We start from the raw sequence: 23,760 nt of genomic DNA on the forward strand, positions 1-23,760 counted from the left end.
GACCGGCCGACGGGCACAATGGAGACGATGACTCTCAACGCCAAGCGCAGGCGTGCGCACGACAAGCTCGCCGCCCTGCCCGGGGTGAAGTCGGTGCGCAGACCGGTGGCACCGGATAGCGACGAACAGTTCGGCCTCTACTACGTTCGCTCCGGCCCGGAGTCCGAGCATCCACTGGTGATCATTCCCGGCGGCCCGGGGGTAGCGTCGGTGCAGCTCTATAAGGGTTTTCGGCGTCGAGCCGCGACCAAGGGGCTCGACGTCATCATGGTCGAACACCGCGGTGTGGGGATGTCCCGGCACGACGATTCCGGTGCCGATCTGCCTCCGGAGGCGATCACTGTGGACCAGGTGGTCGACGATATCGCCGCGGTTCTCGACGACGCGGGCGTCGATAAGGCCATTCCGTACGGCACGTCATACGGCACCTATATCGCGGCAGGCCTGGGTGTGCGGTATCCCGATCGGGTGCACGCGATGGTGTTGGACTCGCCGGTGCTCTCCGCTTCCGATATCGACGCGGTGCGGGAAGCGGTCCGGCGTGTATTGCTGCACGGAGCAGAAGACGACACGGTGGATCTGGCCGCCAAGGTGCGCCAACTCGTCGATGACGGTGTGATGACCCCGGCGGCGGGTCAGGTGGCGGCGGCCGTCTACGGCCTCGGTGGCGCCGACCTGCTGGACCGTCAGCTTGATCTGCTGTTGAGCGGCCGCACTCTGCTGTGGCGGGCGATCGACCAGATCGGCAAGCTCACGATGCGAAAGGCGCCGTACCGCAACGAGGTTGACCTGGTCGGCCGGATCGCCTTCCGGGAATTGGATTATGTCGGCGAGCCCGACGGGCTGCCACTCGACCCATCCGAGGTGCTTGCCGAGATGGCGCAGCAGATCGCCGGACCGACACCGGCTTTCGAGTCCGAGCCCTACGACCTCGTCACAGAGATGCCGCGGTTCGCCTGGCCGACTGTGGTGATCTCCGGCGGCCGCGATCTGACGACGCCGCCCGCGGTGGCGGACCGGGTCGCGTCGTTGATTCCCGGCGCTGCCCTGGTCCGATTGCCGACGGCTGCGCACAGTGCACTCGACACCCGCGACCGCGCAGCACTGGAGATCGCGAAAGTGGTGGCCGACGGTGATATCGCCGAATTGCCAACCCGTGGCGACGAATTGGACGGCCTGCCCGGCAACACCGCGGTGCGGCTGCTGGTCTCCGCGATCGCCGCGGCCGCCGCGATCGAGAGTGCGGTGCCGGCCAGCCTGCACCCCACTGCCGCGGTCAACCCAGTTACTTCATGAAGCCGATCTTGGTGTAGTCGAGGTCACCGAGACCGGCGGGCCCGAAGTTGGCCAGACTGCTGCGGACCGCGAGGTTCCCCGGCGACTGGAACAGCGGCAGGCTGAAACCTTCGGCCCAGATCAACTTGTCCACTTCGTTGGCCAGGGTGCGCGATTTCTCGGGATCGAGCTCATTGAGGGTCTCCTCGACCTTCGCGTCGATCTCCGGGCTGCTGATCTTGCCGAAGTTGCTCTCCGCGCCGGTGGTATAGATCTGCGTCAAACAGCAGAGTGCGAAAGCGTCACCACCCCAGGAAAACTGGACCATGTCGAAGTTACCGACGATGACCCAGTCGGTGAAGAATCCATCGCCGGGTTTGGGCTGGATCTGCAGGTTGACCCCGATCTGGGCCAGGCTGTTCTGCGCGATCTGGGCGATCTGCTTGGTGCTCTCGGCGTCGTAGAGGACATCGCGAACAACCAGCTGTTTACCGTCCTTCTCGCGGAACTGGCCGTTGAGCTTCCAACCCAGCGCATCGAGTTCGGCCTTGGCTTTCTCGGGGTCGTAGGCCAGCACATCGCTGTTGTCCTGGTAGCCCTTCTGCCCGGCCACGTAAATGTGGTTGTTCAGCGGGGTCGGGGTGTCGACCAGGCCGCGCTGGGTCACATCGGCGATGGCTTGACGGTCGATACCCTTGGCCACCGCCAGTCGCAGGGCCTTGTCGGCCAGGATCGAGCCCGGCGCCCCGTTGAAGGTGAAGTGATACCAGCTCGGCGACGGCGCCCGCCGAATCGAGATCCCAGCGGTATTGCGGGCGGTGGTCAATTCGGCCAGCGAGCCGACCCCGGCGGCATCGATGGTGTTGTTCTGCAGCGCGGGAATCAGGGCGGCGTCGTCGAGCACGGTGTAGGTGACCGAATCCAGCAGCGGCGGGGTGCCCCACCATTTCGGGTTGCGGCTCAACGTGATCCGCTGTGCCGTGCGGTCGACATTGGTGATCATGAAGGGGCCCGCCGACGGCCCGGGTGTGGTCAGTTGGCCCTTGTTGAAGACATCGGGATTTTCGGTCATCTTCTTCGGGAACAGCATGCCGTTTCCGGCGAACATGCCTTTCCACTCGGCATAGGGCTTGGCGAAGGTCATCACGGCTTGGCGGTCGTCGACGCCACGGGTCACCGACGCGACCCTGTCGCTGCCGGCCGCGCTGGCGATCAGGTACCGAGGATCCTTACCGTTGGTCGAGCTGACCTCGGAGGCGATGTCCTCCCACGTGATGGGGGTGCCATCGGTCCAGACCGCCTTGGGGTTGATGGTGTAGGTCACCACCTGCGGGTTCTCACTGGTCAACTCGACGCTGGTGAAGTAGTCGCTGTTGACCGTCGTGGTGCCGTCCGGCGCGATGCGGAACGCCCGGGGCAACGTCCACCGCAGCATGCCCCCGGTGGTGCCCTCGTTACCGTCGACGGTCAGCGTGTTGAAGTTGGCGGGCAACGAGGGCAGTGACAATCTCAGATCACCGCCCTGGCGCAAGCTGGCCGGATCCTGCGGATTGAGATCGCTGGTGCTCCCGAGTTCGGCGTTACCGCCGATCGGTGGCGGCTGACCCGGACCACCGGAGCAGCCGGAGAGGATCAGTGCGGCGGTGAAGACCAGCGCAGCGCAGCGGCCGAGCGGCTTGAAGAGCGACATGCAATCTGACCCTACCGGGGGGTTGGCTGCGGGACGGCGGCGAGCAACGTCTTGGTGTATTCGTGTTGCGGGTCACCGAACACGGCGTCGGCTTCACCCTGTTCGACGATGGTGCCCTTGTGCATGACCGCGACGCGGTGGGCGAGGTGCTTGACCACCGAGAGGTCATGCGAGACGAACAGATACGACAGGCCGAACCGCTGCTGAAGGTCGAGCAGCAGGTTGAGGATGCCGGCCTGGATGGACACGTCAAGCGCGGATACCGGCTCGTCGAGCGCCAGGATCTTGGGCTGCAGCGCCAGCGCCCGCGCGATCCCGATGCGCTGCTTTTGCCCACCGGAGAATTCGGCCGGGTATCGGCTGGCATCGCCGTGGCGCAACCCGACGATATCGAGTAGCTCGGCCACTCGAGATTGAATGCGAGCCCTATCGAAACCGTTGGCGTGCAAGGGTTCTGCCAGTACCTCCGATACCGGCAGGCGGGGGTCCAGTGAAGCCACCGGATCCTGGAAGACCACCTGCAGATGGCGGCGCATCGTCTGCCGTTTGGAGTTGTCCAGGCCGGCCATATCGACGCCGAGCACCTCGATCGAACCGGACTGGGGAGCGCTCAATTCCAGGATCTGGTGCAGCGTGGTCGATTTCCCGGAACCCGACTCGCCGACGATGCCAAGGGTGCGCCCGCGGGGCAGATCGAAGCTGATGCCGTCGACGGCGCGTACCTCGCCGATGGTGCGGCGGAACACCACACCCTTGGTCAACCGGTAGGTCTTGACGAGATCACGCACCGAGAGCACCGGATCCGGCGTGTCGTCAGACAGCGCCGCCTCGATGGGTTCGGGCACCGTCGCCACCCCGAAGATCTCAGCGGCGCTGCGACCGGCGACCTGATCGGTGCGGATACAGGCCGCGGTATGTCGCTCGGTCTCGTCGGCATCAACGGCTGCGAGTTCTGGTTCCGCAGTGCGGCATTCGTCGATGACCAGCGGGCAGCGCGGCGCGAACGGGCAGCCAGGGTCAAGGCCGGCCAGCGACGGTGGCGCACCCGGGATGGGCACCAGCCGTTCGCCTTGACGGGCATCGAGGCGCGGCACCGAGCCCAGTAGGCCTGCGGTATACGGCATCCGGCGGTCGCGGTAGAGCGCAGGCACCGAGGCTTCTTCCACCGCGCGCCCGGCGTACATGACCAGGGCGCGATCGGCGAATTCCGCAACGACACCCAGGTCGTGGGTGATGATCAGGACACCGGCGCCGGTGACATCCCGCGCGGTTTTGAGCACGTCGAGGATCTGCGCCTGCACCGTCACATCGAGCGCGGTCGTCGGCTCGTCACAGATCAACAAGTCGGGGTTGTTGGCGATCGCAATCGCGATCACCACGCGCTGACGTTCGCCGCCGGACAGCTCGTGCGGGAACGCTTTGGCCCGCCGTTCTGGCTGCCGGATGCCCACCAGCTCAAGCAGTTCGATCGCGCGGTGGCGGGCTGTGTCCTTTTGGGCATATCGCTGCCGTGGCTGGTGCACCGTGATGGCCTCGGCGATCTGATCGCCGACGGTGTACACCGGGGTCAACGCCGACATCGGATCCTGGAACACCGTGCCGATCGCCTTACCGCGGATCCGCGACATCGCGGTATCGCCCATCCCGATCAGTTCGTCGCCGCGCAACCGCACGGACCCGGACACCTCGGCGTACTCGGGAAGCAGGCCGATCAGGGCCATCGCTGTTGCCGACTTGCCAGAACCGGATTCGCCGACGACGGCCACCACCTCGCCTGGGTCGACGCGAAAGCTCAGGCCCCGCACCGCGGTGACCGGCGCGGCATCGGTGGGGAAGGTGACGGCGAGGTCAGTCACCTCAAGAAGCGCGCTCACCGCTTACCCCGTTTTTTCCGCCGGAGGTTACCGGCGCCGGGGTCGACGGCGTCGCGCAGTCCGTCTCCGATCAGGTTGGCGCACATGATGATCAGGACCAGCACGCCGGCCGGGAACAGGAACACCCACGGGAACGTCGTCGCCGATTTGGTGCCGTCGGCGATCAGCGTGCCCAACGACACATCCGGTGGTTGGATACCGAAACCCAGGAAGCTGAGCCCGGTTTCGGCCAGAATCGCCAACCCGACGTTGAGGGCGGTGTCGATGATCAGGATCGACGCCACGTTCGGCAGGATGTGCCGCAGGATGATCCGCCAGTTCGATACGCCCATATACCGTGCGGCCTGAACGAATTCGCGTTCCCGCAGGCTGATGGTCATGCCTCGTACCATGCGTGAGCTGATCATCCAGCCGAACGCCGACAGCAGCAGAATCAGTGCGATGACGCTGCCGCTCTCCCTGATTCGCGGTGTCACGATCGCGATCAGGATGAAACTCGGCACCACCAGCAACAGGTCGACGAACCACATCAACCTACGGTCGCGCCAACCGCCGAAGTATCCGGCGGCGGTACCTACGCCGGCGGCGATGATCGTCGAGATCAGCGCCACACATACGCCGATCAGCATGGATTTCTGCATTCCACGCAAGGTCTGGGCGAACAGGTCCTGGCCAAGAGCGTTGGTACCGAACCAGTGGCTGCCGGTCGGCGGTTGCTGTAGCGAGTAGAAATCGAGGTCGGTGTAGGACCACGGCAGCAGCGGCGGTAAGGCGTAGCAGCCGATGAACATCACGACGAGCACCACCAGGGATACCGCTGCCGGTCGGTTCCGCAGGAAGCGGCGCCACACCAGGGTGCGTCGGGACGCGAACCTGTCGGAGTCGACGCCGACTTTCGCGGTCGACATTGAAGCCGTCGTCGCCGATTCGGTGGTCACAGGTTCGGTCATGCCACCCGCACCCTAGGGTCGAGCGCGGCGTAGATCACGTCGGAGAGCAGTCCCGAGAGCAGGATCACCCCACCCGCGAATACGGTGATGGCCGCGATGATGTTGGTGTCCTGGGTGCTGACGCCCTGGATGACCCATTCGCCCATCCCGTGCCACCCGAAGATTTTCTCCACGAAGACCGCGCCCACCACCAGGCCGCCGACGCTGTAGGCGAACAGGGTGGCCATCGGTATCAGCGCGGTGCGCAGGCCGTGTTTGAACAGCGCCTGCCGTCGGGTCAGTCCCTTGGCGCGGGCGGTGCGGATGAAATCCTGGCCCAGGACGTCGAGCATCGCATTGCGTTGGTAGCGGCTGTAACCGGCGATGGATCCGAGCGCCAGGGTGAACGTCGGCAGCAACAGGTGCATGAAACGATCCGCGATCTGATTCCAGAGTCCGGTCACGCCTGGGGAGGTTTCACCGGTGTAGGACAGCTGGATCCCGAAGAGCGAATGCACCTGCAGCGCACCGAGCGCCAGCAGGTTCGCGATCACAAAGGTCGGGGTGGCCAGCACCAGCAGGGACGCCACCGTGATGACACGATCGGAGAGCCGATACTGCCGGATGGCGCTCCAGGCGCCGACCAGCACACCGAGCACCGTGCCGAACAACGATCCGATGATCACCAGTCGCAGGCTGACACCGATCCGACGGCCGAGCTCCTCCGACACCGGATGCCCAGTCACCGTCGTCCCGAAATTGCCCTGGATCGCGTTGGACGCCCAATGCACGTAGCGCAGCGGGATCGGCTTATCGAGGTCGAGTTCGGCGGCCTTGGCGTCGATGACAGCGCGAGGCGGCCGAGGGCTGCGTTGTTCGAGGCTGTCGAGGGGTTTGAAGGCCAGCGAGGTCAGGCAGAACGTCAGGAACGAGGCGAGCACCAGCAGCACCACGTAGTTGAGCAGCCGACGGATCAGAAACCGCGTCATGCGCGAGAACTCCGACCGTGCCTCATGGGCACAGGGTAGGAGATATCGGCTGCCAAGATCCGCGCAGGATCATCCGGCGCGTCCCCACGGTGACCGAACGGCCCCAGCGGGCTGTGTTTTCGCTGCACGTTTCATGGCGGTTCCCTTTGGTTAACCACCTCAGGAGCAGGCGCAAGGAAGCGCGCTAGACATCCGAAGACCCGAATGGAGTGGTTAGACGTGAATTCGAAAACCAACAGCCCGGCCCGGGTGAAGCTTGTCTCGGCCGTGATCGGCGGCAGCGCCATCGTGGCGCTGGGTGCGCTGGGAGTGACCTTCACCGAAAGCAGCAGCACCTTGGTGTCGGATCCGGCAACGCCGGTGGTGCCCTTCCCGACGTCTGAGTCGCCGGCAACCGAGGCGCCGGTGCCACCGGAGGCCAGTACCGCCGTGACGACCACGCCGACCACGCCGCCCCCGGCTCCCGAAACACCGCTCGCTACGCCGGGTATCACCACCACGCCGACGTCGGCTGAACCCGGCTGATAGAGCCCTACCAATTGCGATCAGGCTGAGTAAAGCTCTGGGCCGGGTGTGATCCGTTGTTAGCGTCGACTGATGACCGTCACCGACGAATACCTGGCCAATAACGCGGAATATGCCCGTACCTTCTCCGGCCCTTTGCCGTTGCCGCCGAGCAGGCACGTCGCGGTGGTGGCCTGCATGGACGCCCGCCTCGACGTCTACCGGGTCCTGGGCCTTGCCGATGGGGAGGCGCACGTCATCCGCAACGCCGGGGGAGTGGTGACCGACGACGAGATCCGTTCCCTCGCGATCAGCCAGCGTCTGCTCGGGACCCGGGAGATCATCCTGATCCACCACACCGACTGCGGCATGCTGACATTCACCGACGATGCGTTCAAAAGCGATATCCAGGCCGAGACGGGTATCAAACCCGAATGGGCGGCAGAGTCCTTCTCCGACGTCGATGACGACGTGCGCCAGTCGCTGCGCCGCATCGAAGCGAGCCCCTTCGTGACCAAACACGAATCGCTGCGGGGCTTTGTCTTCGACGTCGCCACCGGTCGGCTCAACGAGGTCACGCTCTAGGGATTCGGGCGCGCAAAACCGCGCTGACCGCGGGTTTGCGCGCCCGAATCGCACAAAACCTTGACATCCCGCGCGGGCGGCTGATTTCATACTTGGGCAAGAGTGTAATTCTGGTCAGTTCTACCAACTTTACGAGGAAGCAATGACCGCACACGTGACGGCGCAGCCGGCCGCGGGACAGTACGAGCTGAGCCACCTGCGCTCGCTGGAGGCCGAGGCCATCCACATCATCAGGGAGGTGGCCGCCGAGTTCGAGAAGCCGGTTCTGCTGTTCTCCGGTGGCAAGGACTCCATCGTGATGCTGCACCTGGCGATCAAGGCGTTCCTGCCGGGACGACTGCCGTTCCCGGTGATGCACGTCGACACGGGCCACAATTTCGAAGAAGTGATCGCCACCCGCGACCGGCTTGTCGCCGAACATGGCGTTCGCCTGGTCGTGGCCAGCGTCGAAGAGGACATCGCAAAGGGCCGGGTGGTGGACAACGGCCCGTCCCGCAACCCGCTGCAGACGGTGACGCTGCTGCGCGGTATCCGGGAGAACAAATTCGACGCCGCGTTCGGCGGTGCGCGCCGTGACGAGGAGAAGGCCCGCGCCAAGGAACGGGTGTTCAGCTTCCGCGACGAGTTCGGGCAGTGGGACCCCAAGGCGCAACGCCCGGAACTGTGGAACATCTACAACGGTAGGCATCACAAGGGTGAGCACATCCGGGTGTTCCCGTTATCGAACTGGACCGAATACGACATCTGGGCCTATATCGGCGCAGAGAACATCACCTTGCCCGGCATCTACTACGCGCATCGCCGACCGGTCTTCCAGCGCGACGGCATGCTGCTGGCCGTCCACGAATATCTGCAGCCCAACGCCGATGAGGAGGTGTTCGAAACCTCGGTGCGCTTCCGCACCGTGGGCGACGTCACCTGCACGGGCTGCGTCGAATCCACTGCCGTCACAGTCGACGAGGTCATCGCCGAGACCGCGCTGTCACGGCTGACCGAGCGGGGCGCGACCCGCGCCGATGACCGCATCTCCGAGGCCGGTATGGAAGACCGCAAACGAGAAGGGTACTTCTGATGGCGACACTGCTGAGGCTGGCGACCGCTGGCTCCGTAGACGACGGAAAGTCAACGCTGATAGGGCGTTTGCTCTATGACTCCAAGGCCGTCATGGAGGACCAGCTGGCCGCCGTGGAGCGCACGTCGCGCGAACGCGGCAACGATTTTACCGATCTGGCGCTTGTCACCGATGGTCTGCGCTCGGAGCGCGAGCAGGGCATCACCATCGATGTCGCATACCGCTATTTCGCCACCGCCAAGCGCAAATTCATCATCGCCGACACCCCGGGGCACCTGCAGTACACCCGCAACATGGTGACAGGTACCTCGACCGCTCAGCTGGCGATCGTGCTCGTCGACGCCAGGCACGGCCTGCTGGAACAGTCGCGCAGGCATGCCTTCCTGGCCTCGCTGCTCGGTATCCAACACATCGTGCTCGCGGTCAACAAAATGGACCTGATCGATTGGGACCAGCAGCGTTTCGAGGAGATTCGCGACGAGTTCCACGCGTTCGCAGCACGTTTGGACGTCCAAGACGTGACGACCATCCCGATGTCGGCGTTGCAGGGCGATAACGTCGTCACGAAATCGACCAAGACCCCGTGGTATGAGGGGCCGGCCCTGCTCTCGCACCTCGAAGAGGTGTTCATCGCAGGCGACCGCAACCTGATCGACGTGCGCTTCCCCGTCCAGTACGTCATCCGGCCGCAGACCCGCGACCACGCTGATCACCGTAGTTACGCGGGCACCGTGGCCAGCGGCGTGATGCGCCCCGGTGACGAGATCATCGTGCTCCCGACCGGCAAGACCAGTCGTATCACCACCATCGACGGCCCCAATGGCCCAGTGGACGAAGCGTTTCCGCCGATGGCGGTGTCGGTGAGCCTGGCCGATGATATCGATATCTCGCGGGGCGACATGATCGCGCGGGTGAACAATCAGCCCGACGCCACCCAGGATTTCGATGCCACGGTGTGTTGGATGGCCGATGAGGCGGCCCTCGAGCCGGGCCGTGACTACATCATCAAGCACACCACGAAGACCACCAGGGCCAGGGTGACGTCGCTGGACTACCGCCTCGACGTCAACACCTTGCACCGGGACAAGAGCGCAACAGCGTTGAAGCTCAACGAACTTGGCCGCATCACCTTACGCACCCAGCAGCCGCTGCTGCTCGACGAATACTCGCGCAACGCCGCCACCGGTTCCTTCATCCTGATCGACCCGGATACCAACGGCACGGTTGCGGCGGGCATGGTCCGCGATACCGCACCGGCGGCCACCCGTGCCGCGACCCCCAACACGGTGCGCCACCAGTCGCTGGTGACCGCGCAGGATCGGCTGTCCCGTGGCTGCACGTTGTGGTTCACCGGCTTGTCCGGCTCCGGCAAATCGTCGGTAGCGGTACTGGTTGAACAGAAGCTGCTCGAAAGTGGCCGTCCCGCTTATATTCTCGATGGCGACAATCTGCGGCACGGACTCAACGCCGACCTGGGGTTCTCGATGGATGATCGCGCCGAGAACCTGCGCAGGCTCGCCCATGTCGCGACGCTGCTGGCTGACTCCGGACAGATCGTCCTGGTGCCGGCGATCAGTCCGCTCGCCGAGCACCGTGATCTCGCCAGGAAGGTGCATACCGACCAGGGCTTCGGCTTCTTCGAGGTCTTCATGGACACCCCGCTGGCGGACTGTGAGGCACGCGATCCCAAGGGGCTGTATGCGAAAGCGCGGGCTGGCGAGATCACGCATTTCACCGGCATCGACAGCCCGTATCAGCGGCCCAAGGATCCTGATCTGCGGCTCACCCCGGAGTGGACGCCAGATGAGCTGGCACAACAGGTGATCGACCTGTTGGATCAACACCTGTGAGCGATCACGAACTCGCGGCCCGGTTGGCCACCGAAGCGGGCGAGCTGCTGCTGAAGGTGCGCGTCGAGCTGGCTGATGCCACCGCCGAGGAGCGAAAAGCCGCCGGTGACAAGCGGTCCCACGATTTTCTGATGGCGGCCCTCGGCGCGGAACGGCCCGAGGACGCGGTGCTGTCCGAAGAGGGCGCCGATGACCCTATCCGGTTGCGCAGCGAGCGCGTCTGGATCGTCGACCCGTTGGACGGCACCAGGGAATTCTCTGAACTGGGTCGCGACGACTGGGCCGTGCACGTGGCGCTCTGGCAGCGCAACGGCAGCTCCGGCGAACTCATCGCGGGTGCGGTGGCGCTGCCTGCCCAGGGCGTGACGCTGGCCACCCCTGACGTCGCGTATCCGCCCGCAGTTGACGGCCCACCCCGCGTGGTGGTGTCGCGGACCAGGCCACCGGCGGTCGCGCTGCAGGTGCGCGACGCCCTCGACGGGACACTTGTCGAAATGGGTTCGGCGGGAGCGAAGGTCGCCGCTGTGGTGCAGGGCCGTGCCGATGTCTACGTGCACGCCGGCGGTCAGTACGAATGGGACTCGGCAGCGCCGGTCGCGGTGGCGCGCGCGGCGGGTCTGTTCACCTCCCGGATCGACGGTTCCCCGCTGATCTACAACCAGACCGACCCGAAGCTGCCCGATCTGGTGGTGTGCCGACCCGAACTTGCCGACGCCGTGCTGGCCGTGACCCGTGCAAATGGGGCTAGTCAATCCTGATCGTGACGGTGCGCTTCGTGGTCTGAGCCGGCAACTTTGACGTGTCGACCACCAGGAACTCGCTGGTGTCGGGCCTACCGTTGGGGAGCATCTTCGGCTTGAGCGCCATCGGCGTGCTGTCGGAGACGATGCCGGCAATCCCGAAGTCGCCGTCGTTGGCGATGATCAGCGTCTTGCCGCCATCGGGTGTGGCGAGCCCTTCGATCTTGTCGTGACCGAAGAACTCGCCCTTGGGATTGAGTTCGGTCAGTAGCGCGCCGAGGTCCAGCTTCAGCGATTTGTCTGCGACGGTGATGCCACGGCCTTTGAGCTTGTCGATTGCCGCGGTGTCGGTGGTGACGCCAACGAGTGTCTCGATGGGCTTGCCGTCGACCAACAGCCCGCCGGCGTCGCCCTGGTAGGTGGAGCCCACCACCGTCGCGTTCGGGCCGACATCGGTGGCACCGGAAATGTCGGCGAGGTAGATCTTCTTGTCGGCGCCCGGTTCGACCTTCCCGTCGCGCTCGTCGACTAGGAAGGTGGTGTTGGACAGGGCGGTGATCTCCGATACCGCGACTCCGGTCTTCTCCGGATCATCCAGCGGATAGAGGTACTCGCCGACGGCCTTGGTGGCCAAATTGATCGTGACGATCCTGGTCAGCGGCACCGACTTCGACGAACCGACCAGCCCGGGGGTCTTCAGCGCCGACTGCAGGATGGCGACCAAGGTGGAACCGTCTGGAGTGATCGTCAGGCCTTCCAAACCCTGGTTGGCTCTGCGGTCGGCCAGTTCGCGGGGCAACGACCCGTCGAAAGGTGACAGTCGCGCCAATTCCTTTCCGGTGGAATCGAAGTGGACGATGAAGGGCCCGTACTCATCGGATACCCAGAAGGTGCCGTCGGGCAGGGCGACCAGGCCCTCGGAATCGAGACCATGGTCCGATGTCGGTAGCGGCATCCCGTTGATGTCGACGAGCGTCTCGCCGGTATCCGCGCCTGGGTCAACCAGCCCGACCATCGGCTTACCGTCACGACCGGTCAGTGCGATCGTCTGCTCGGCAGTGGCGATCCCGTCGGTGAGCCGATATTTGACGATATGCGGATTGAAATCGGGGACCGGCAATACCTTCTCGTTATCGGAACGCCCATCGACATTCGGGCCGCGGTCGGTGAGGCCGTACAGCTCGTCGGAGCTGCCCGGCACCATCGCGATAGCGGAACCCGCTGCCGCACTCTGGATTTCCACGCCGCCAACCGTCGCGATCGGGGGTGAATCAGTGGCGTACAGCTTGACGGCGTCGGTGGTGGTCACCGTGAACTGATCGGTGCCGGAGTACCCATCCGATGGCGTGTAGATCATGGCGCCGGCGGGACCGTAGGTGAGTTGACCGTGAGCGGGCTTACCGAAGGAGACCGGTGTTGGACCACCGGTTGTGGCAAGGAGCTGGCCCGCCGTGATCGTCAGGGCCTGGCCGACGCCGGTGGAGAAGTCACCAGAGCTTCCGCTCTGGTGTGAGCACCCCGTGATGACCATCAACGTTCCGACCGCCAGTGCTCGACGAATTCCAACGACCATCATCAACGACTAGCACTTCGAAGCGACATCGGGCTATCGATCTCATGAACGAAGCAGGCCGTGCACAGCTGCACGGTAGATTCGGGAGATGTCTGCGACGTTGCGTGCGTTATCCGGTCTGCCCCTGGAGCCGGTGAGCCTGGCCGAGTCCACGCTGATCCTCATCGACTGTCAGAACACCTATACCGAGGGTGTGATGGAACTCGACGGCGTGCAGCCCGCGCTGGACGAGACGGCGACGCTGCTGGAACGCGCCCGTACCGCGGGTATTCCGATCATCCACATCCAGCACTCGGACGGACCGGGGTCGCTGTATGACATCGACGGCCACACCGGGGCGATCGTCGATCGGGTCGCCCCCCGCGATGGTGAACCCGTCGTGGTCAAGGCTTACCCGAACTCGTTCGTGCAAACAGATCTCGAGCAGCACCTCAAAGGACTGGGTGCCACCAATCTGGTCCTCGCGGGTTTCATGACGCATATGTGCGTGAACTCCACCGCGCGTGGCGCGTTCAATCTCGGTTACGCGCCGACGGTGGTCGCGGCCGCGACGGCCACCCGTGCGCTGCCTGGGGTCGGGGACGTCGAGGTGCCCGCTGCGGCACTGCAATCCGCCAGCCTGGCCGCGCTGTCCGATCTATTTGCCGTCGTCGTACCGGCGGGGGCCGCAATACCCGACTGAGACATCGGCATTCATCGAGAACACCACCCAGGCGATCAAGCACGCCGCGCCGCCGAGGACCGCGGTATCGGCGATATTGAACACCGGCGACCCGCCGATCGACAGGAAATCCACCACGTGCCCGCGCAACGGGCCTGGCGCACGGAAAAATCGGTCCGTGAGGTTTCCGGCAGCGCCGCCCAAGAGCACGCCGAAACCGACCGCCTGCCAGCGTGAGGTCAAGCGCCGCCCGATGCAGACGATGGCCACGGCCACCCCAGAAACGACGAGGCTGAGCGCAACGGTGTAGCCGGCCGCGACCGACAAAGCCGCACCCGAATTGCGCGTGAGAACACCCGTCACGGCGTCGCCGAACAGCCGAACAGGCTGTCCCGGTTCGAGTAATCCGACCGCCAGCGCCTTGGTGACGACGTCGACGACGAAGATCCCCGCGGCGATCGCCAACAGCAGTGCCACCCGTGGTCGAGGCGACACCCCCGGCACTGTCCACCCATGGGTCCCCACCTGGTCGACGGTCACCGCTGCATACTGACCTACCGAGGTGACGCCGGCGGGCGACATCAGTCGACGGATGGATGAACAAAACCCGCTACGTGCGCGTGGGCCTGGCTCCCTGATGGCCGAACGTCTGCGCTGATCGCCGTGGGGTCGGGGCGGGCCGTACTTCAGGGAAGCGTTTGTGCAACCCCTCGATGAGGCGATGCGCCTCGTACAAATCGCGACGCAGGTCCGCTGCACGGCGCTGATCTGCGGCGGTACCCCGGGATCGGAGATTTCGGCTGTTTCGTTCGGCGGCCTGCAACTTGTCGGAGATCTCGGTGACCTGCTCGTGCAGCGCCGCCAGCAGTAACAACGCCTGCTCCACGGCTGGGTCCTCGGGCATGGTCGCATCGTCTCATCGGACCGTGATTCGGCGCGCGGCGGGGGTCCCTGCCCGCAGGAATGGCACAATTGCGCGAATGCGCATGTCGGCCAAGGCGGAGTACGCGGTCAGGGCCATGGTCCAACTGGCCACGGTCGACGACGGCACGCTGGTCAAGACCGAGGATCTGGCGAACGCGCAGGGGATTCCGCCGCAGTTCCTGGTCGATATCCTGTCCGATCTTCGTACCGACCGACTGGTCCGCAGCCATCGTGGCCGAGACGGGGGATATGAACTCGGCCGTCCAGCAGCGCAGATCAGCATCGCCGATGTGCTGCGTTGTATCGACGGGCCGCTGGCCAGCGTTCGCGATATCGGGCTCGGCGACTTGCCGTATTCGGGACCGACCGCGGCGCTGACCGATGTCTGGCGGGCACTACGGGCCAGCATGCGGTCGGTGTTGGAGGAGACAAGCCTTTCGGATGTGGCATCGGGAGAGCTACCGGGCCACGTCGTGATACTTGCCGACGATTACCGCGGCCAGGAGAGCGATCGCGGCCACCGCACCGTCAGCTGACGCAGTTTCGCATCAGAGTTGGTGTAGGTCAGGAACTTTCATCGGCTGTCCTTGCTGTCCTTGCTGTACTTGGGATTGCCGTCGTCATCGAGCCATTCGCCGACCGCGGTACCGGCCACCGTCCTGTCGGAACCGGGCAAGACAACCGTGGGGCGATCGTCATAGGCCTTACGCATTTCCTTGGCTTTTTCTCGCGCCGAGTCAGTCACTTCCACTTCTGCTGAGTCATTCGCTGCGTCCGTCATAGCTCACGGCTGCCCGAAAGTGTGATCTGCGAAACAGTTGCAGGTACGCGGCACGGGGACTATCGAGAGTTGAAGAAACCGGTGACCACTGCGCCGGCGGCGGCTTTGGCAAAGCGGCTGCGCCAACTCGGTGGCGTTGCGGGGATCTCGGGCGCTTCGGGCGGTTCCCAGTCTTCGGCACCGAGCGGCTCGACGCCGGCCACCGCGGCCTGCACGGCTTTCGCGAACGGTGTCGGGTCGTCACCGCAGGTCAAACCATGAGGGTCGCGTCGGACGCCGTGCAGCCAAGGCTGCTGGCCCCGCAGTGAGACATAGACCCAGCTGCCGAACGTGCCCTTTTTGTATTCGACGGAACTGATTGCTCCGAGTGGCACCACCACCGGTGACAGCGCCTTTTGTTCGTCGGAGCTGCCGAAACCCCAGTGCTCGAACGTCAGCGTCTTGGCGTCGGTGTCCAGTGTCGCGGTGCACGACGCGCCTTTGAGGCGGTTGGGGTTGCTCGCGACCATGTCGAAATTGTGCACGATGACTTTCTGCATCTGCCATGGTCTGTTTCGGTGACCGCACTACTTGGCCCCGGGAGGTCCGCATGTCCGCACCATCTACAGCGCAGAACGTCACCGATACCCAGAAGCGAACGCGGAGCCAGCTCGCCGGCATCGTCATCAGTGCCATCGTCGGCCTGTTTTTGATCTTCGACGTCGTCACCAAACTGGTCCCGAACGACGCAGTCAAAGAGGCGATGGAAAAGCTCGGATTCCCTGCCGGACAGGCCGTGGTGATAGGCATTGTCTTGGGGGTTTGCCTTGTGGTGTATGCGATCCCGCGCACTGCGGTGCTTGGCGCTGTAGGTATCACCGCCTACCTCGGCGGCGCGGTCACGGCGAATATGCGGGTTGAGGCACCGCTGTTCAGCACCATCCTGTCCGCGGTCTACGTGGGGATCCTGTTGTGGGTCGGTCTTGTCCTGCGCCGTCCCGCGCTGTGCAAGGTCCTCGGCCTGACGCGTTGATGCAGTAGCCTCCCGGGCTTATGGCCACTGAATTGCCTGGTGATGACGGGACGACTTCACCGGCGCCGCCCACCGCTGTGCTGGGCAACCTGGGTCCCAACTGGTTCGCATCCGTCATGGGCACCGGCATCGTCGCGAACGCCGCGGCCAGCCTGCCGGTACACGTGCCCGGTCAACGGGCCTTCGCTCAGATCGTCTGGGTGATCGCGGCGCTGCTGCTGGTCGCCCTCGTCGTGACAGTGGGGGCGCACTGGGTTCGGCACCCGACAGTGGCCCGCACGCATGCACGTAATCCGCAGATGGCCCATTTCTACGGCGCCGCGCCGATGGCTTTCCTGACCGTCGGCGCGGGATCGATTCTGGTGGGCGGTGATCTGGTCGGGGCGCGGATCGCCGTCGACCTCGACTGGGTGCTGTGGACGGCGGGCACGGTTGGCGGTCTGTTCACGGCGCTGACCATCCCGTATCTGATGTTCACCCAGTACAGCGTCGAACCGGATGCGGCGTTCGGTGGGTGGTTGATGCCGGTGGTGCCACCGATGGTCTCGGCGGCGACGGGCGCACTGCTCATACCGCACATGGCGCCGGGCTCCGGTCGGCAGACCATGCTTTACGGCTGCTACGCGATGTTCGGGCTGTCTCTGGTCGCCTCGCTGATCATCATCACGCTGATCTGGAGTCGGCTCGCGTATTACGGCACATCCGGTACCGCACGGGTTCCGACATTGTGGATCGTGCTCGGTCCGCTTGGGCAATCCATCACGGCGGCAGGACTTCTCGGGACGGCTGCGGCGCATGCTGTGGCACCTGAGATAGCCAGCGGCATGAGCGTCTTCGCCATTCTGTTCGGCGTACCGGTCTGGGGTTTTGCCGTGCTGTGGATCGGGTTGGCGACATCGTTGACGGTTCGTACCGTGCGGCGTGGGATGCCGTTCGCCCTGACCTGGTGGAGCCTGACCTTCCCCGTCGGCACCTTCGTCACCGGCACCAGCCAGCTTGCGCTGCACACCGGCCTGCCGGCTTTCAAGGTTGCCGCCGCAATCGCCTACATCGGCCTACTGAGCACCTGGCTGTTGGTCGCAGTACGCACGGCGCGGGGCAGCTTGCGAGGCAATCTGTTCCTGCCGCCGCCGGCCGCCGGTCCGGTCAAGGCGCACAAGGATTCTGCGGTCTGACTACTTCGGTGCGGTGAGCTCGAGGGCGATGTTATCGGGGTCGCGGAACTCCACGATATAAGCGATACCGATATCCTTGACTGCTTCATGGGCAATCCCGAGGTCGTCGAGATGTGCTACGGCTGAATCTAATTCGTCCTTGCTGGCCAATCTGAACGCCAGATGATCCAGGCCCACCCGATCCTCGTCGAAGGTGTCATGGCCCACCGGACGAAGGCCGATCAGGCAATGGCCGATGTTGTAGATGCACCCCCCGAACAGGAAGCTCAGCTGGTCGCGCGTGGCTTGGTCGGCGTCATCGGGCAGCTCGATGGCGATCGGCCAGCCGAAGACATCGTCGTAGAACTTTCTGGACCGCACGATATCGGTGACCGTGAGACGGACGTGGGCAATGGCGGACGTCGTGATCGTCATGGTGCTCATCGTGCCAGCGAGCGATTCGAGACATCACAGCGGCGCCGCGTGCCAGAATCGCCGTCGTGCAGATTGGGATGACATTGCCCGTGATGGAACGGGACCTAGACGCGTCGATACTGAAGAGCTGGACCCGCATCGTGGACGAAGGGCCATTCTCGTCGCTGTGCTGGGGCGAACGCATCGCGTTCGACAACCCCGACAGCCTGACGCTGCTCGGTGCGTTGGCGGCCTGGACGGACCGGGTGCAGCTGGTCACCACCGTCATCGTGCCGCAGCTGCATGACCCGGTGATGTGCGCCAAGGCCCTGGCCACCGGCGATATGCTCTCCGGCGGGCGGCTGACCGTCGGGATCGGGGTCGGCGGGCGGCATGAGGACTACAACGCCGTCGGCGCAGACCCCAAGACGCAAACGATGCGCGGGATGGCCGAGCGCGTCGAGGTGATGAAGCGTGTCTGGGCGGGGGAGAAGATCACCGAGTCTGTGTTGCCGGTCGGACCGCCGCCGGTCCGCGAGGGCGGACCAGGACTGCTGATCGGAAGTATCGGTCCCAAAACCGTCCGAAGTGCCGCCGGCTGGGCCGACGGGATGGCCGGAACCACGATGGATCTCAACGCCGAAGCGCAAAACGAGCTGTTCGACGTCGCACGCCAAGCCTGGGCGGAGGCGGGTAAACCTGCGCCGCACCTAGCGACGTCGTTCTGGTTCGCCATCGGCGAGGGCGACGGGCCGCGCGCCCAGATGCACCACCACCTGCGCCGCTACATGAACTGGATCCCGGCCGAGTTCGTCGACGCGATCGCACCGACCACCGGCTGGGCAGGTGATGAGGACTCGCTGGCCGCTACCTTGCGTGCGTTCGAGGCCATCGGCACCGATGAGATCCATCTGATCCCGACTAGCACCGACATCGATCAGCTGCGGCGGGTCGCAGATGTGGTGAAGGACTTCTGATGTCGTTCGGCAACTACCAGTACGAGATCTATTTCGGTGGTTTGACCGGCGTACTGCCCACCATGCCGATGGCCTATGACGAACTGGCATCCCGGGCGGAACAGGTGTTGCCCCCATCGGTGTGGTCGTACGTCGCGGGTGGGGCTGGCGATGAAGGCACGCAGCGGGCCAATGCCGAAGCGTTCTCGCGGTGGGGACTGATGCCGCGGATGTTGGTCGGGGCAACCGAACGGGACATGTCCGTCGAGCTGTGGGGCAAACGTTGGGCCGCACCGATATTCATGGCACCGATCGGGGTGATCGCCTTATGCGGTCAGGACGGCCACGGCGATCTGTCGACCGCGAAGGCCGCCGCGCGGACCGGTGTGCCGATGTGTGCGTCGACGCTGACCGAAGATCCGCTGGAAGACGTCGCCGCCGAATTCGGCGATACACCAGGCTTTTTCCAGCTCTATACACCAACCGACCGCGACCTGGCGGAGAGCTTTGTGCACCGCGCCGAGGCGGCGGGTTATGCGGGCATCGTGGTCACGTTGGATACCTGGATTCCCGGGTGGCGTCCACGCGATCTCGCGACGGCGAATTTCCCGCAATTGCGCGGCAAGTGCCTGGCCAACTACACCAGCGACGAGAACTTTCGCTCGAAGGTCGACGCCGACCTCACCGCGGATCCTCGGGCTGCGGTGCCATACTGGGCCGGCATTTTCGGTAAGTCGGTGACGTGGGACGACCTGACCTGGCTGCGTTCGCTGACCAAGCTTCCGCTGATTCTCAAAGGTATCTGTCATCCTGAAGATGCAAGGCGTGCAATAGATTACGGCATCGACGGAATCTACTGCTCCAACCACGGCGGCCGGCAGGCCAATGGCGGATTGCCTGCCATCGACTGCCTGCCCGGCGTCGTCGAAGCTGCCGGGGATGTGCCGGTGCTTTTCGACTCGGGAGTGCGTTCCGGCGCTGATGTGATCAAAGCGCTCGCGCTGGGCGCCAGCGCTGTCGGAATCGGGCGCCCGTATGCCTACGGGCTGGCCTTGGGTGGGGTCGACGGGATCGTGCACGTGTTGCGCTCGATCCTGGCCGAAGCCGACCTGATCATGGCTGTGGACGGCTATCCGACGCTGAGCGATCTGACCCCCGAGGCGTTGCGCCGGATATCGTGAGACCCATGAGCCGGTTGTCGACCCGACGATGCGGCGAGGCACGAGCCGGGGAGGAGCGGAAGACAGTGAAGTCTGTTGCGATCGTGGTTGCCGCGGTACTGGTGTTGGTCGGCTGCTCGTCGGGTGATAAGGCCAGCACCACCGAGACCGGTAGTTCGGCGCCGCCGAGTGCCATCCACTCCACCCTGATCGACCTCGAACTGCCGCTGGGGACCAAGATTTCAAGCCATGCCGACGGCGTGGAGATCTGGCGGACACCGGGCGACCAGGCCGACACGGTCGCGGCGGTGAAACCGAAACTGCCGATCGGTAAGGATCTCAAGGGGCTGCCGTGGTGCTCGGAATCGACCGATGCCAAGACCGGCACCGTGGAGTGGAAGTGGGGCGGACCCAGTGGCTCGATCGATATCACCATCCTCAATGACGGCGAGATGACCATCGAGCAGGCAACGACCCCCGCTACCGGGTGCACCTAGCCTCTGCATGCGATATTTAGCCCATGTCGCAGCCCTCGACGAAGATTTCTCGTCTCAACGAAAAGCAGAGCCAGTCACGCCAGGATTTGGATGCCCTGCTCGATAGCACTCCACTGGCGACCATCGCGTTCGTGCGCGACGGGCATCCGGTCGCACTTCCCACCGGCTTCGCCCGCATCGGTGATGACATCGTCATCCATGGCTCGACCGGATCGCCGTGGCTCCGGGCGGTCGCTGCAGGCACACCGGTTTCGGTATCGGTGACAGCGCTCGACGGAGTCGTGGTGGCGCGCAGTGCCTTTGAGTCCTCGTTCCACTACCGCAGCGCGACGCTGTTCGGTGCCTTCGAGCAGATCGACGCCGCCGAGAAGGTGCGTTATCTGGAAATGCTGACCGATACCTTCATCCCCGGCCGCGTCGCCGAACTGCGCGAGAGCTCGCGCCGGGAGTTGGCTGCGACGGTCGCAATGCGGTTGGCGATCGGGTCAGGCAACTGGTCGTTGAAGCTGAGCACCGGTTGGCCCGAGGATCCCGACGAGGACATCGCCGCCGGCGCCTGGGCCGGGGTGGTCCCGCTGACCACGGTCTACGGGGAGCCTCGTCGAGCTCCTGACTGCAATGCCGATATTCCGGTGCCCGGCTCGGTGCTCGGGTTGACGGGCCTCCTGGCGAACCGGCACCTCCCCGGCTGAGGGTTATCCCCAGTTGGGGTTTTATCCACAATCTCGATATTTGGACTGTTGGTCGAACGGGTGTTCGAATAGTTTTGGGGGATGGATTCCGGTCGCCCCTTCGTCACCGCCGCGGTTGCCCGCGAGCAGGTGGACGCGGATCTGGCGGCGATCGACGCGGCGCTGACCCGGCTACGGAACACCTCCACCGACTTGGTGGGGCATGGGTTTCGGGTCGAGGTCGCGGCCCGGTTGGAAACCATCACCCGCACTGTGGGCGGCCTGTCGTATCGGATGGTCGGGGAGCTGTTCGACCCGCCGGATGAAGCGGCGAGGCCGGGGGTCAAGGAGCGGTTGGCGACCCGGCTGCGGGTGTCGCGGGGTGAGGTGGGGCGCCGGGCGACGGTGGCCGCCCGGATTGGGCCGCGACGCACCCTGGCTGGCGAGGTGCTGGACCCGGAGGTGCCACGGCTGGCCGAAGCGGTCGCCGCCGGGCAGGTCGGTGAGGACCATATCGGCGCGGTGTTGACGGCGCTGAACCGGTTACCGGCAGCGGTGTCTGACGCCGACCGGGGCTGGGCGGAGAAGAAACTCGTCCAGCACGCCGCGACACAGGATTCGGCGTTTGTGGCGGCGGTCGGACGGGCGATTGATACCAAGCTCAACCCGGATGGGCATTTCGATGACCGGGACCGGGCCGCACGGCGCGGGCTGACGATGGGTCGCCAAGGCCGCGACGGGATGAGCACGATTTCGGGTCATCTGACTCCGGAGGCGCGGGCGTATTTCGAGGCGATCAGTGCCGCGGTCCGCCCGGGTCATCACCTACCGGGCTCAGCCCAGAGCGTGGTCGGTGCCGCCGCCGATACCCGCACACCGGCACAGCGCTGCCATGACGCGTTTGCGTGGGGGATGCGGACCGCGCTGGAATCAGGGAGTTTGGGTCAGCATCGGGGGTTGCCGGTGACGGTGATCGTGACGACGACGTTGGAGGCGCTGCAGCAGGCCGCAGACGCAATAGTGGATCCGAGCGTGCCGATGCCGGCGCCGGCGGTGACCGGGGGCGGGTCCAGCTTGCCGATGCGCGATTTTATCGGGATGGCATCCGGGGCGATCCCGTTTTTGGCGGTATTCGACGGCCATTCGAATCGGCCGTTGTATTTGGCTCGGGGTCAGCGGTTGGCCACGGCGGATCAGCGGATCATCTGTTATGCCCGCGACCGAGGCTGTACGGGCCCGAACTGCACGGTGCCTGGGTATGGCTGCGAGGTGCATCATGCCCCGGCCTGGGTTCCCGGCGGCCCCGGTAACGCCAACGCACTGTTCTTCGCCTGCCCTCCGACCAATCAGGCCGAGGCCCGCGGCGAGTACACCTCGACCGTCACCGACGAAGGACGGCTGGCCTGGACCGACGGCACCGGCCCACCCCAAGTCAACCGACTACATCATCCGGAGGAGTTGTTGGCCGATTCTCCGGAAGAGCAGTTGGGCGAGGACGATCCGTGACACCGAAACATCAAGTGCGACTATGGAATTGCTAGTCGATCTTCCGGTACCAATGGGCTACGTAGACCACCATGGACCCGACCAGCGCGACGATTACCCACAGGACCAATGCCTGGTCGATCCAGGCGCCCGGCGGCGGAGCCCCCGGCAGGATGTTGCGGAGCGGGACGACCGCGAACAGCATTGCCGTGAACCACGTCGTGAAGGTCATTTGGAACTCTTTGCGTCCCGTGACTACCTGGAACGTCGTGAACACCGAGAGAATCGGCAGTGTGATCAGCACAAGGCAGATGCCCAGATCGAATGTGAGCGGGCCAAGTGCACGCGCCAGCGTCAGTTTCACGGAGTCGCCTTGACCCGTCGAATCAGGTGATGGCGGCCCGTCATCGCGGGTGATGGACCAGCCGTCGATGGACCCCTCGACCTCGACGCGAGCTGGGACAAACTGCCGCTCGTCGCCGGCGCCCACCAGCACATCGGCGCTGATGTTTTCCGTTGAGTAGGAATCGAACGGCCAGGTGTCCGAATCACCGTTCAGGTCAAGGGATGTGGTGGCCTCGCCCGGCGCTTCGCCTTCCTTGAAATGCAGATCACCCGAGGTGTTCCACGGATAAATTCGCACCGAGATATCGGTGTTGAGGGTGTCGAGGCGCTCATCGACCAATGTGTCCTGAGGAATGACCGACACTCTGACATCGAGTTTGCGGTCGACTGTCTTCAACGACTGCACGGTGATCAGGACGACGGTCTGCGACCGGTTCTGAATGTCGGGTGGGTCCAGTTCTTGTGACGAAGCGGAAAGCCACCAGTACGCAAACAGCGATCCAAAGTAAGCCAGGAGGACAACGAGAACGACGCCGATCTTGACCCCTAGGCTGCCGCCTCGGCGTGGTTCTTCGGTTTCTGGCGCCGACGTGTTGTGCACGGACCGAACAATAGCGGC

The 23,760-nt window shown here is 64.7% G+C and carries 26 protein-coding genes; 15 read left to right on the forward strand and 11 right to left on the reverse strand.

The features are described from left to right. Positions 1–27 precede the first annotated feature (27 nt). A complete protein-coding gene (locus tag ADBZ9O_RS11055) occupies positions 28–1,296 on the forward strand; it encodes an alpha/beta hydrolase (RefSeq protein WP_526531093.1) in 1,269 nt (422 codons plus the stop codon). Here ADBZ9O_RS11055 and oppA read toward each other — a convergent pair. From oppA to oppB, 4 genes are read right to left on the reverse strand one after another with little or no spacing between them, the layout of a single operon-like run. Then, positions 1,286–2,965, reverse strand: a complete 1,680-nt coding sequence (gene oppA, locus ADBZ9O_RS11060) for an oligopeptide ABC transporter substrate-binding protein OppA (protein WP_526531095.1) — start codon at positions 2,963–2,965, stop codon at positions 1,286–1,288. The two genes, ADBZ9O_RS11055 and oppA, sit on opposite strands and share 11 nt — an antisense overlap. An 11-nt stretch (positions 2,966–2,976) precedes the next feature. Continuing rightward, complete coding sequence (gene oppD / locus ADBZ9O_RS11065; RefSeq protein WP_526531097.1) at positions 2,977–4,839, reverse strand: oligopeptide ABC transporter ATP-binding protein OppD; 1,863 nt, start codon at positions 4,837–4,839, stop codon at positions 2,977–2,979. Beyond that, complete coding sequence (oppC, locus tag ADBZ9O_RS11070) at positions 4,836–5,747, reverse strand: oligopeptide ABC transporter permease OppC (protein WP_526533065.1); 912 nt, start codon at positions 5,745–5,747, stop codon at positions 4,836–4,838. Before oppC ends, oppD begins: the two co-directional genes overlap by 4 nt. A 38-nt stretch (positions 5,748–5,785) precedes the next feature. Further along, positions 5,786–6,757 carry an oligopeptide ABC transporter permease OppB gene (gene oppB / locus ADBZ9O_RS11075; RefSeq protein ID WP_526531099.1) on the reverse strand — a complete coding sequence of 324 codons (972 nt, stop codon included), beginning with the start codon at positions 6,755–6,757 and terminating at the stop codon, positions 5,786–5,788. Positions 6,758–6,976: 219 nt separating this feature from the next. On the opposite strand from oppB, the gene ADBZ9O_RS11080 reads away from it, so the two are divergent. From ADBZ9O_RS11080 to ADBZ9O_RS11100, 5 genes are all read left to right on the forward strand, one after another. Next, positions 6,977–7,282: a hypothetical protein gene (locus ADBZ9O_RS11080; protein ID WP_526531100.1), complete on the forward strand. Its 306-nt coding sequence runs from the start codon at positions 6,977–6,979 to the stop codon at positions 7,280–7,282. Positions 7,283–7,354: 72 nt separating this feature from the next. Continuing rightward, complete coding sequence (locus ADBZ9O_RS11085) at positions 7,355–7,846, forward strand: beta-class carbonic anhydrase (RefSeq protein ID WP_526531102.1); 492 nt, start codon at positions 7,355–7,357, stop codon at positions 7,844–7,846. Between the two features lie 142 nt (positions 7,847–7,988). After that, entirely contained in the window at positions 7,989–8,918 is a 930-nt protein-coding gene (gene cysD / locus ADBZ9O_RS11090) for a sulfate adenylyltransferase subunit CysD (RefSeq protein WP_526531104.1), read from the forward strand. Continuing rightward, positions 8,918–10,768, forward strand: a complete 1,851-nt coding sequence (gene cysN, locus ADBZ9O_RS11095; RefSeq protein WP_526531106.1) for a sulfate adenylyltransferase subunit CysN — start codon at positions 8,918–8,920, stop codon at positions 10,766–10,768. The genes cysD and cysN overlap by 1 nt, the downstream gene beginning before the upstream one ends. Continuing rightward, entirely contained in the window at positions 10,765–11,526 is a 762-nt protein-coding gene (locus ADBZ9O_RS11100) for a 3'(2'),5'-bisphosphate nucleotidase CysQ (RefSeq protein WP_526531108.1), read from the forward strand. Before cysN ends, ADBZ9O_RS11100 begins: the two co-directional genes overlap by 4 nt. On the opposite strand, the gene ADBZ9O_RS11105 is transcribed toward ADBZ9O_RS11100, so the two are convergent. Next, positions 11,513–13,084, reverse strand: coding sequence for an esterase-like activity of phytase family protein (locus ADBZ9O_RS11105; RefSeq protein ID WP_526531110.1), 1,572 nt, complete (start codon positions 13,082–13,084; stop codon positions 11,513–11,515). The two genes, ADBZ9O_RS11100 and ADBZ9O_RS11105, sit on opposite strands and share 14 nt — an antisense overlap. 85 nt (positions 13,085–13,169) lie before the next feature. Between ADBZ9O_RS11105 and ADBZ9O_RS11110 the strand changes: the two genes are divergently transcribed. Next, positions 13,170–13,763 carry a cysteine hydrolase family protein gene (locus ADBZ9O_RS11110; RefSeq protein WP_526531112.1) on the forward strand — a complete coding sequence of 198 codons (594 nt, stop codon included), beginning with the start codon at positions 13,170–13,172 and terminating at the stop codon, positions 13,761–13,763. On the opposite strand, the gene ADBZ9O_RS11115 is transcribed toward ADBZ9O_RS11110, so the two are convergent. Together ADBZ9O_RS11115 and ADBZ9O_RS11120 are read right to left on the reverse strand one after the other, a co-directional pair. Continuing rightward, positions 13,719–14,282, reverse strand: coding sequence for a signal peptidase II (locus ADBZ9O_RS11115; RefSeq protein ID WP_526531114.1), 564 nt, complete (start codon positions 14,280–14,282; stop codon positions 13,719–13,721). The genes ADBZ9O_RS11110 and ADBZ9O_RS11115 overlap by 45 nt on opposite strands. Positions 14,283–14,352: 70 nt before the next feature. Next, positions 14,353–14,646, reverse strand: coding sequence for a hypothetical protein (locus ADBZ9O_RS11120; protein WP_526531116.1), 294 nt, complete (start codon positions 14,644–14,646; stop codon positions 14,353–14,355). Between the two features lie 76 nt (positions 14,647–14,722). Between ADBZ9O_RS11120 and ADBZ9O_RS11125 the strand changes: the two genes are divergently transcribed. Then, positions 14,723–15,202, forward strand: a complete 480-nt coding sequence (locus tag ADBZ9O_RS11125; RefSeq protein ID WP_526531118.1) for an Rrf2 family transcriptional regulator — start codon at positions 14,723–14,725, stop codon at positions 15,200–15,202. 38 nt (positions 15,203–15,240) lie between these two features. Here ADBZ9O_RS11125 and ADBZ9O_RS11130 read toward each other — a convergent pair whose 3' ends face one another. Then, positions 15,241–15,411 carry a hypothetical protein gene (locus tag ADBZ9O_RS11130; RefSeq protein ID WP_526531120.1) on the reverse strand — a complete coding sequence of 57 codons (171 nt, stop codon included), beginning with the start codon at positions 15,409–15,411 and terminating at the stop codon, positions 15,241–15,243. A 95-nt stretch (positions 15,412–15,506) separates the two neighbouring features. After that, complete coding sequence (locus tag ADBZ9O_RS11135) at positions 15,507–15,986, reverse strand: DUF4429 domain-containing protein (RefSeq protein ID WP_526531122.1); 480 nt, start codon at positions 15,984–15,986, stop codon at positions 15,507–15,509. A gap of 50 nt (positions 15,987–16,036) precedes the next feature. Here ADBZ9O_RS11135 and ADBZ9O_RS11140 point away from each other — a divergent pair, with 50 nt between their 5' ends. Both ADBZ9O_RS11140 and ADBZ9O_RS11145 read left to right on the forward strand, forming a co-directional pair. Beyond that, positions 16,037–16,459, forward strand: coding sequence for a DoxX family protein (locus ADBZ9O_RS11140; protein ID WP_526531124.1), 423 nt, complete (start codon positions 16,037–16,039; stop codon positions 16,457–16,459). A 20-nt stretch (positions 16,460–16,479) separates the two neighbouring features. Continuing rightward, the gene (locus ADBZ9O_RS11145) at positions 16,480–17,634 is read left to right on the forward strand and encodes a TDT family transporter (protein WP_526531126.1); all 1,155 of its coding nucleotides are present in this window, start codon (positions 16,480–16,482) and stop codon (positions 17,632–17,634) included. Here ADBZ9O_RS11145 and ADBZ9O_RS11150 read toward each other — a convergent pair whose 3' ends face one another. Beyond that, complete coding sequence (locus tag ADBZ9O_RS11150; protein ID WP_526531128.1) at positions 17,635–18,048, reverse strand: VOC family protein; 414 nt, start codon at positions 18,046–18,048, stop codon at positions 17,635–17,637. Positions 18,049–18,125: 77 nt separating this feature from the next. Between ADBZ9O_RS11150 and ADBZ9O_RS11155 the strand changes: the two genes are divergently transcribed. The 5 genes from ADBZ9O_RS11155 (at position 18,126) to ADBZ9O_RS11175 (ending at position 22,817) form a co-directional block, all read left to right on the forward strand. Then, entirely contained in the window at positions 18,126–19,004 is an 879-nt protein-coding gene (locus tag ADBZ9O_RS11155; RefSeq protein ID WP_526531130.1) for an LLM class flavin-dependent oxidoreductase, read from the forward strand. Next, entirely contained in the window at positions 19,004–20,164 is a 1,161-nt protein-coding gene (locus ADBZ9O_RS11160; protein ID WP_526531132.1) for a lactate 2-monooxygenase, read from the forward strand. Before ADBZ9O_RS11155 ends, ADBZ9O_RS11160 begins: the two co-directional genes overlap by 1 nt. 65 nt (positions 20,165–20,229) lie before the next feature. After that, positions 20,230–20,640, forward strand: coding sequence for a hypothetical protein (locus ADBZ9O_RS11165; protein WP_526531134.1), 411 nt, complete (start codon positions 20,230–20,232; stop codon positions 20,638–20,640). Positions 20,641–20,663: 23 nt separating this feature from the next. After that, positions 20,664–21,332 carry a pyridoxamine 5'-phosphate oxidase family protein gene (locus tag ADBZ9O_RS11170; RefSeq protein WP_526531136.1) on the forward strand — a complete coding sequence of 223 codons (669 nt, stop codon included), beginning with the start codon at positions 20,664–20,666 and terminating at the stop codon, positions 21,330–21,332. Between the two features lie 81 nt (positions 21,333–21,413). Next, complete coding sequence (locus tag ADBZ9O_RS11175) at positions 21,414–22,817, forward strand: DUF222 domain-containing protein (RefSeq protein WP_526531138.1); 1,404 nt, start codon at positions 21,414–21,416, stop codon at positions 22,815–22,817. Positions 22,818–22,848: 31 nt separating this feature from the next. Here the strand turns inward: ADBZ9O_RS11175 and ADBZ9O_RS11180 are convergent, their stop codons facing one another. Further along, complete coding sequence (locus ADBZ9O_RS11180) at positions 22,849–23,742, reverse strand: DUF4436 domain-containing protein (RefSeq protein WP_526531140.1); 894 nt, start codon at positions 23,740–23,742, stop codon at positions 22,849–22,851. Positions 23,743–23,760: the final 18 nt, after the last annotated feature.

Source organism: Mycobacterium sp., assembly GCF_965229105.1.
Taxonomy (GTDB): Bacteria; Actinomycetota; Actinomycetes; order Mycobacteriales; family Mycobacteriaceae; genus Mycobacterium.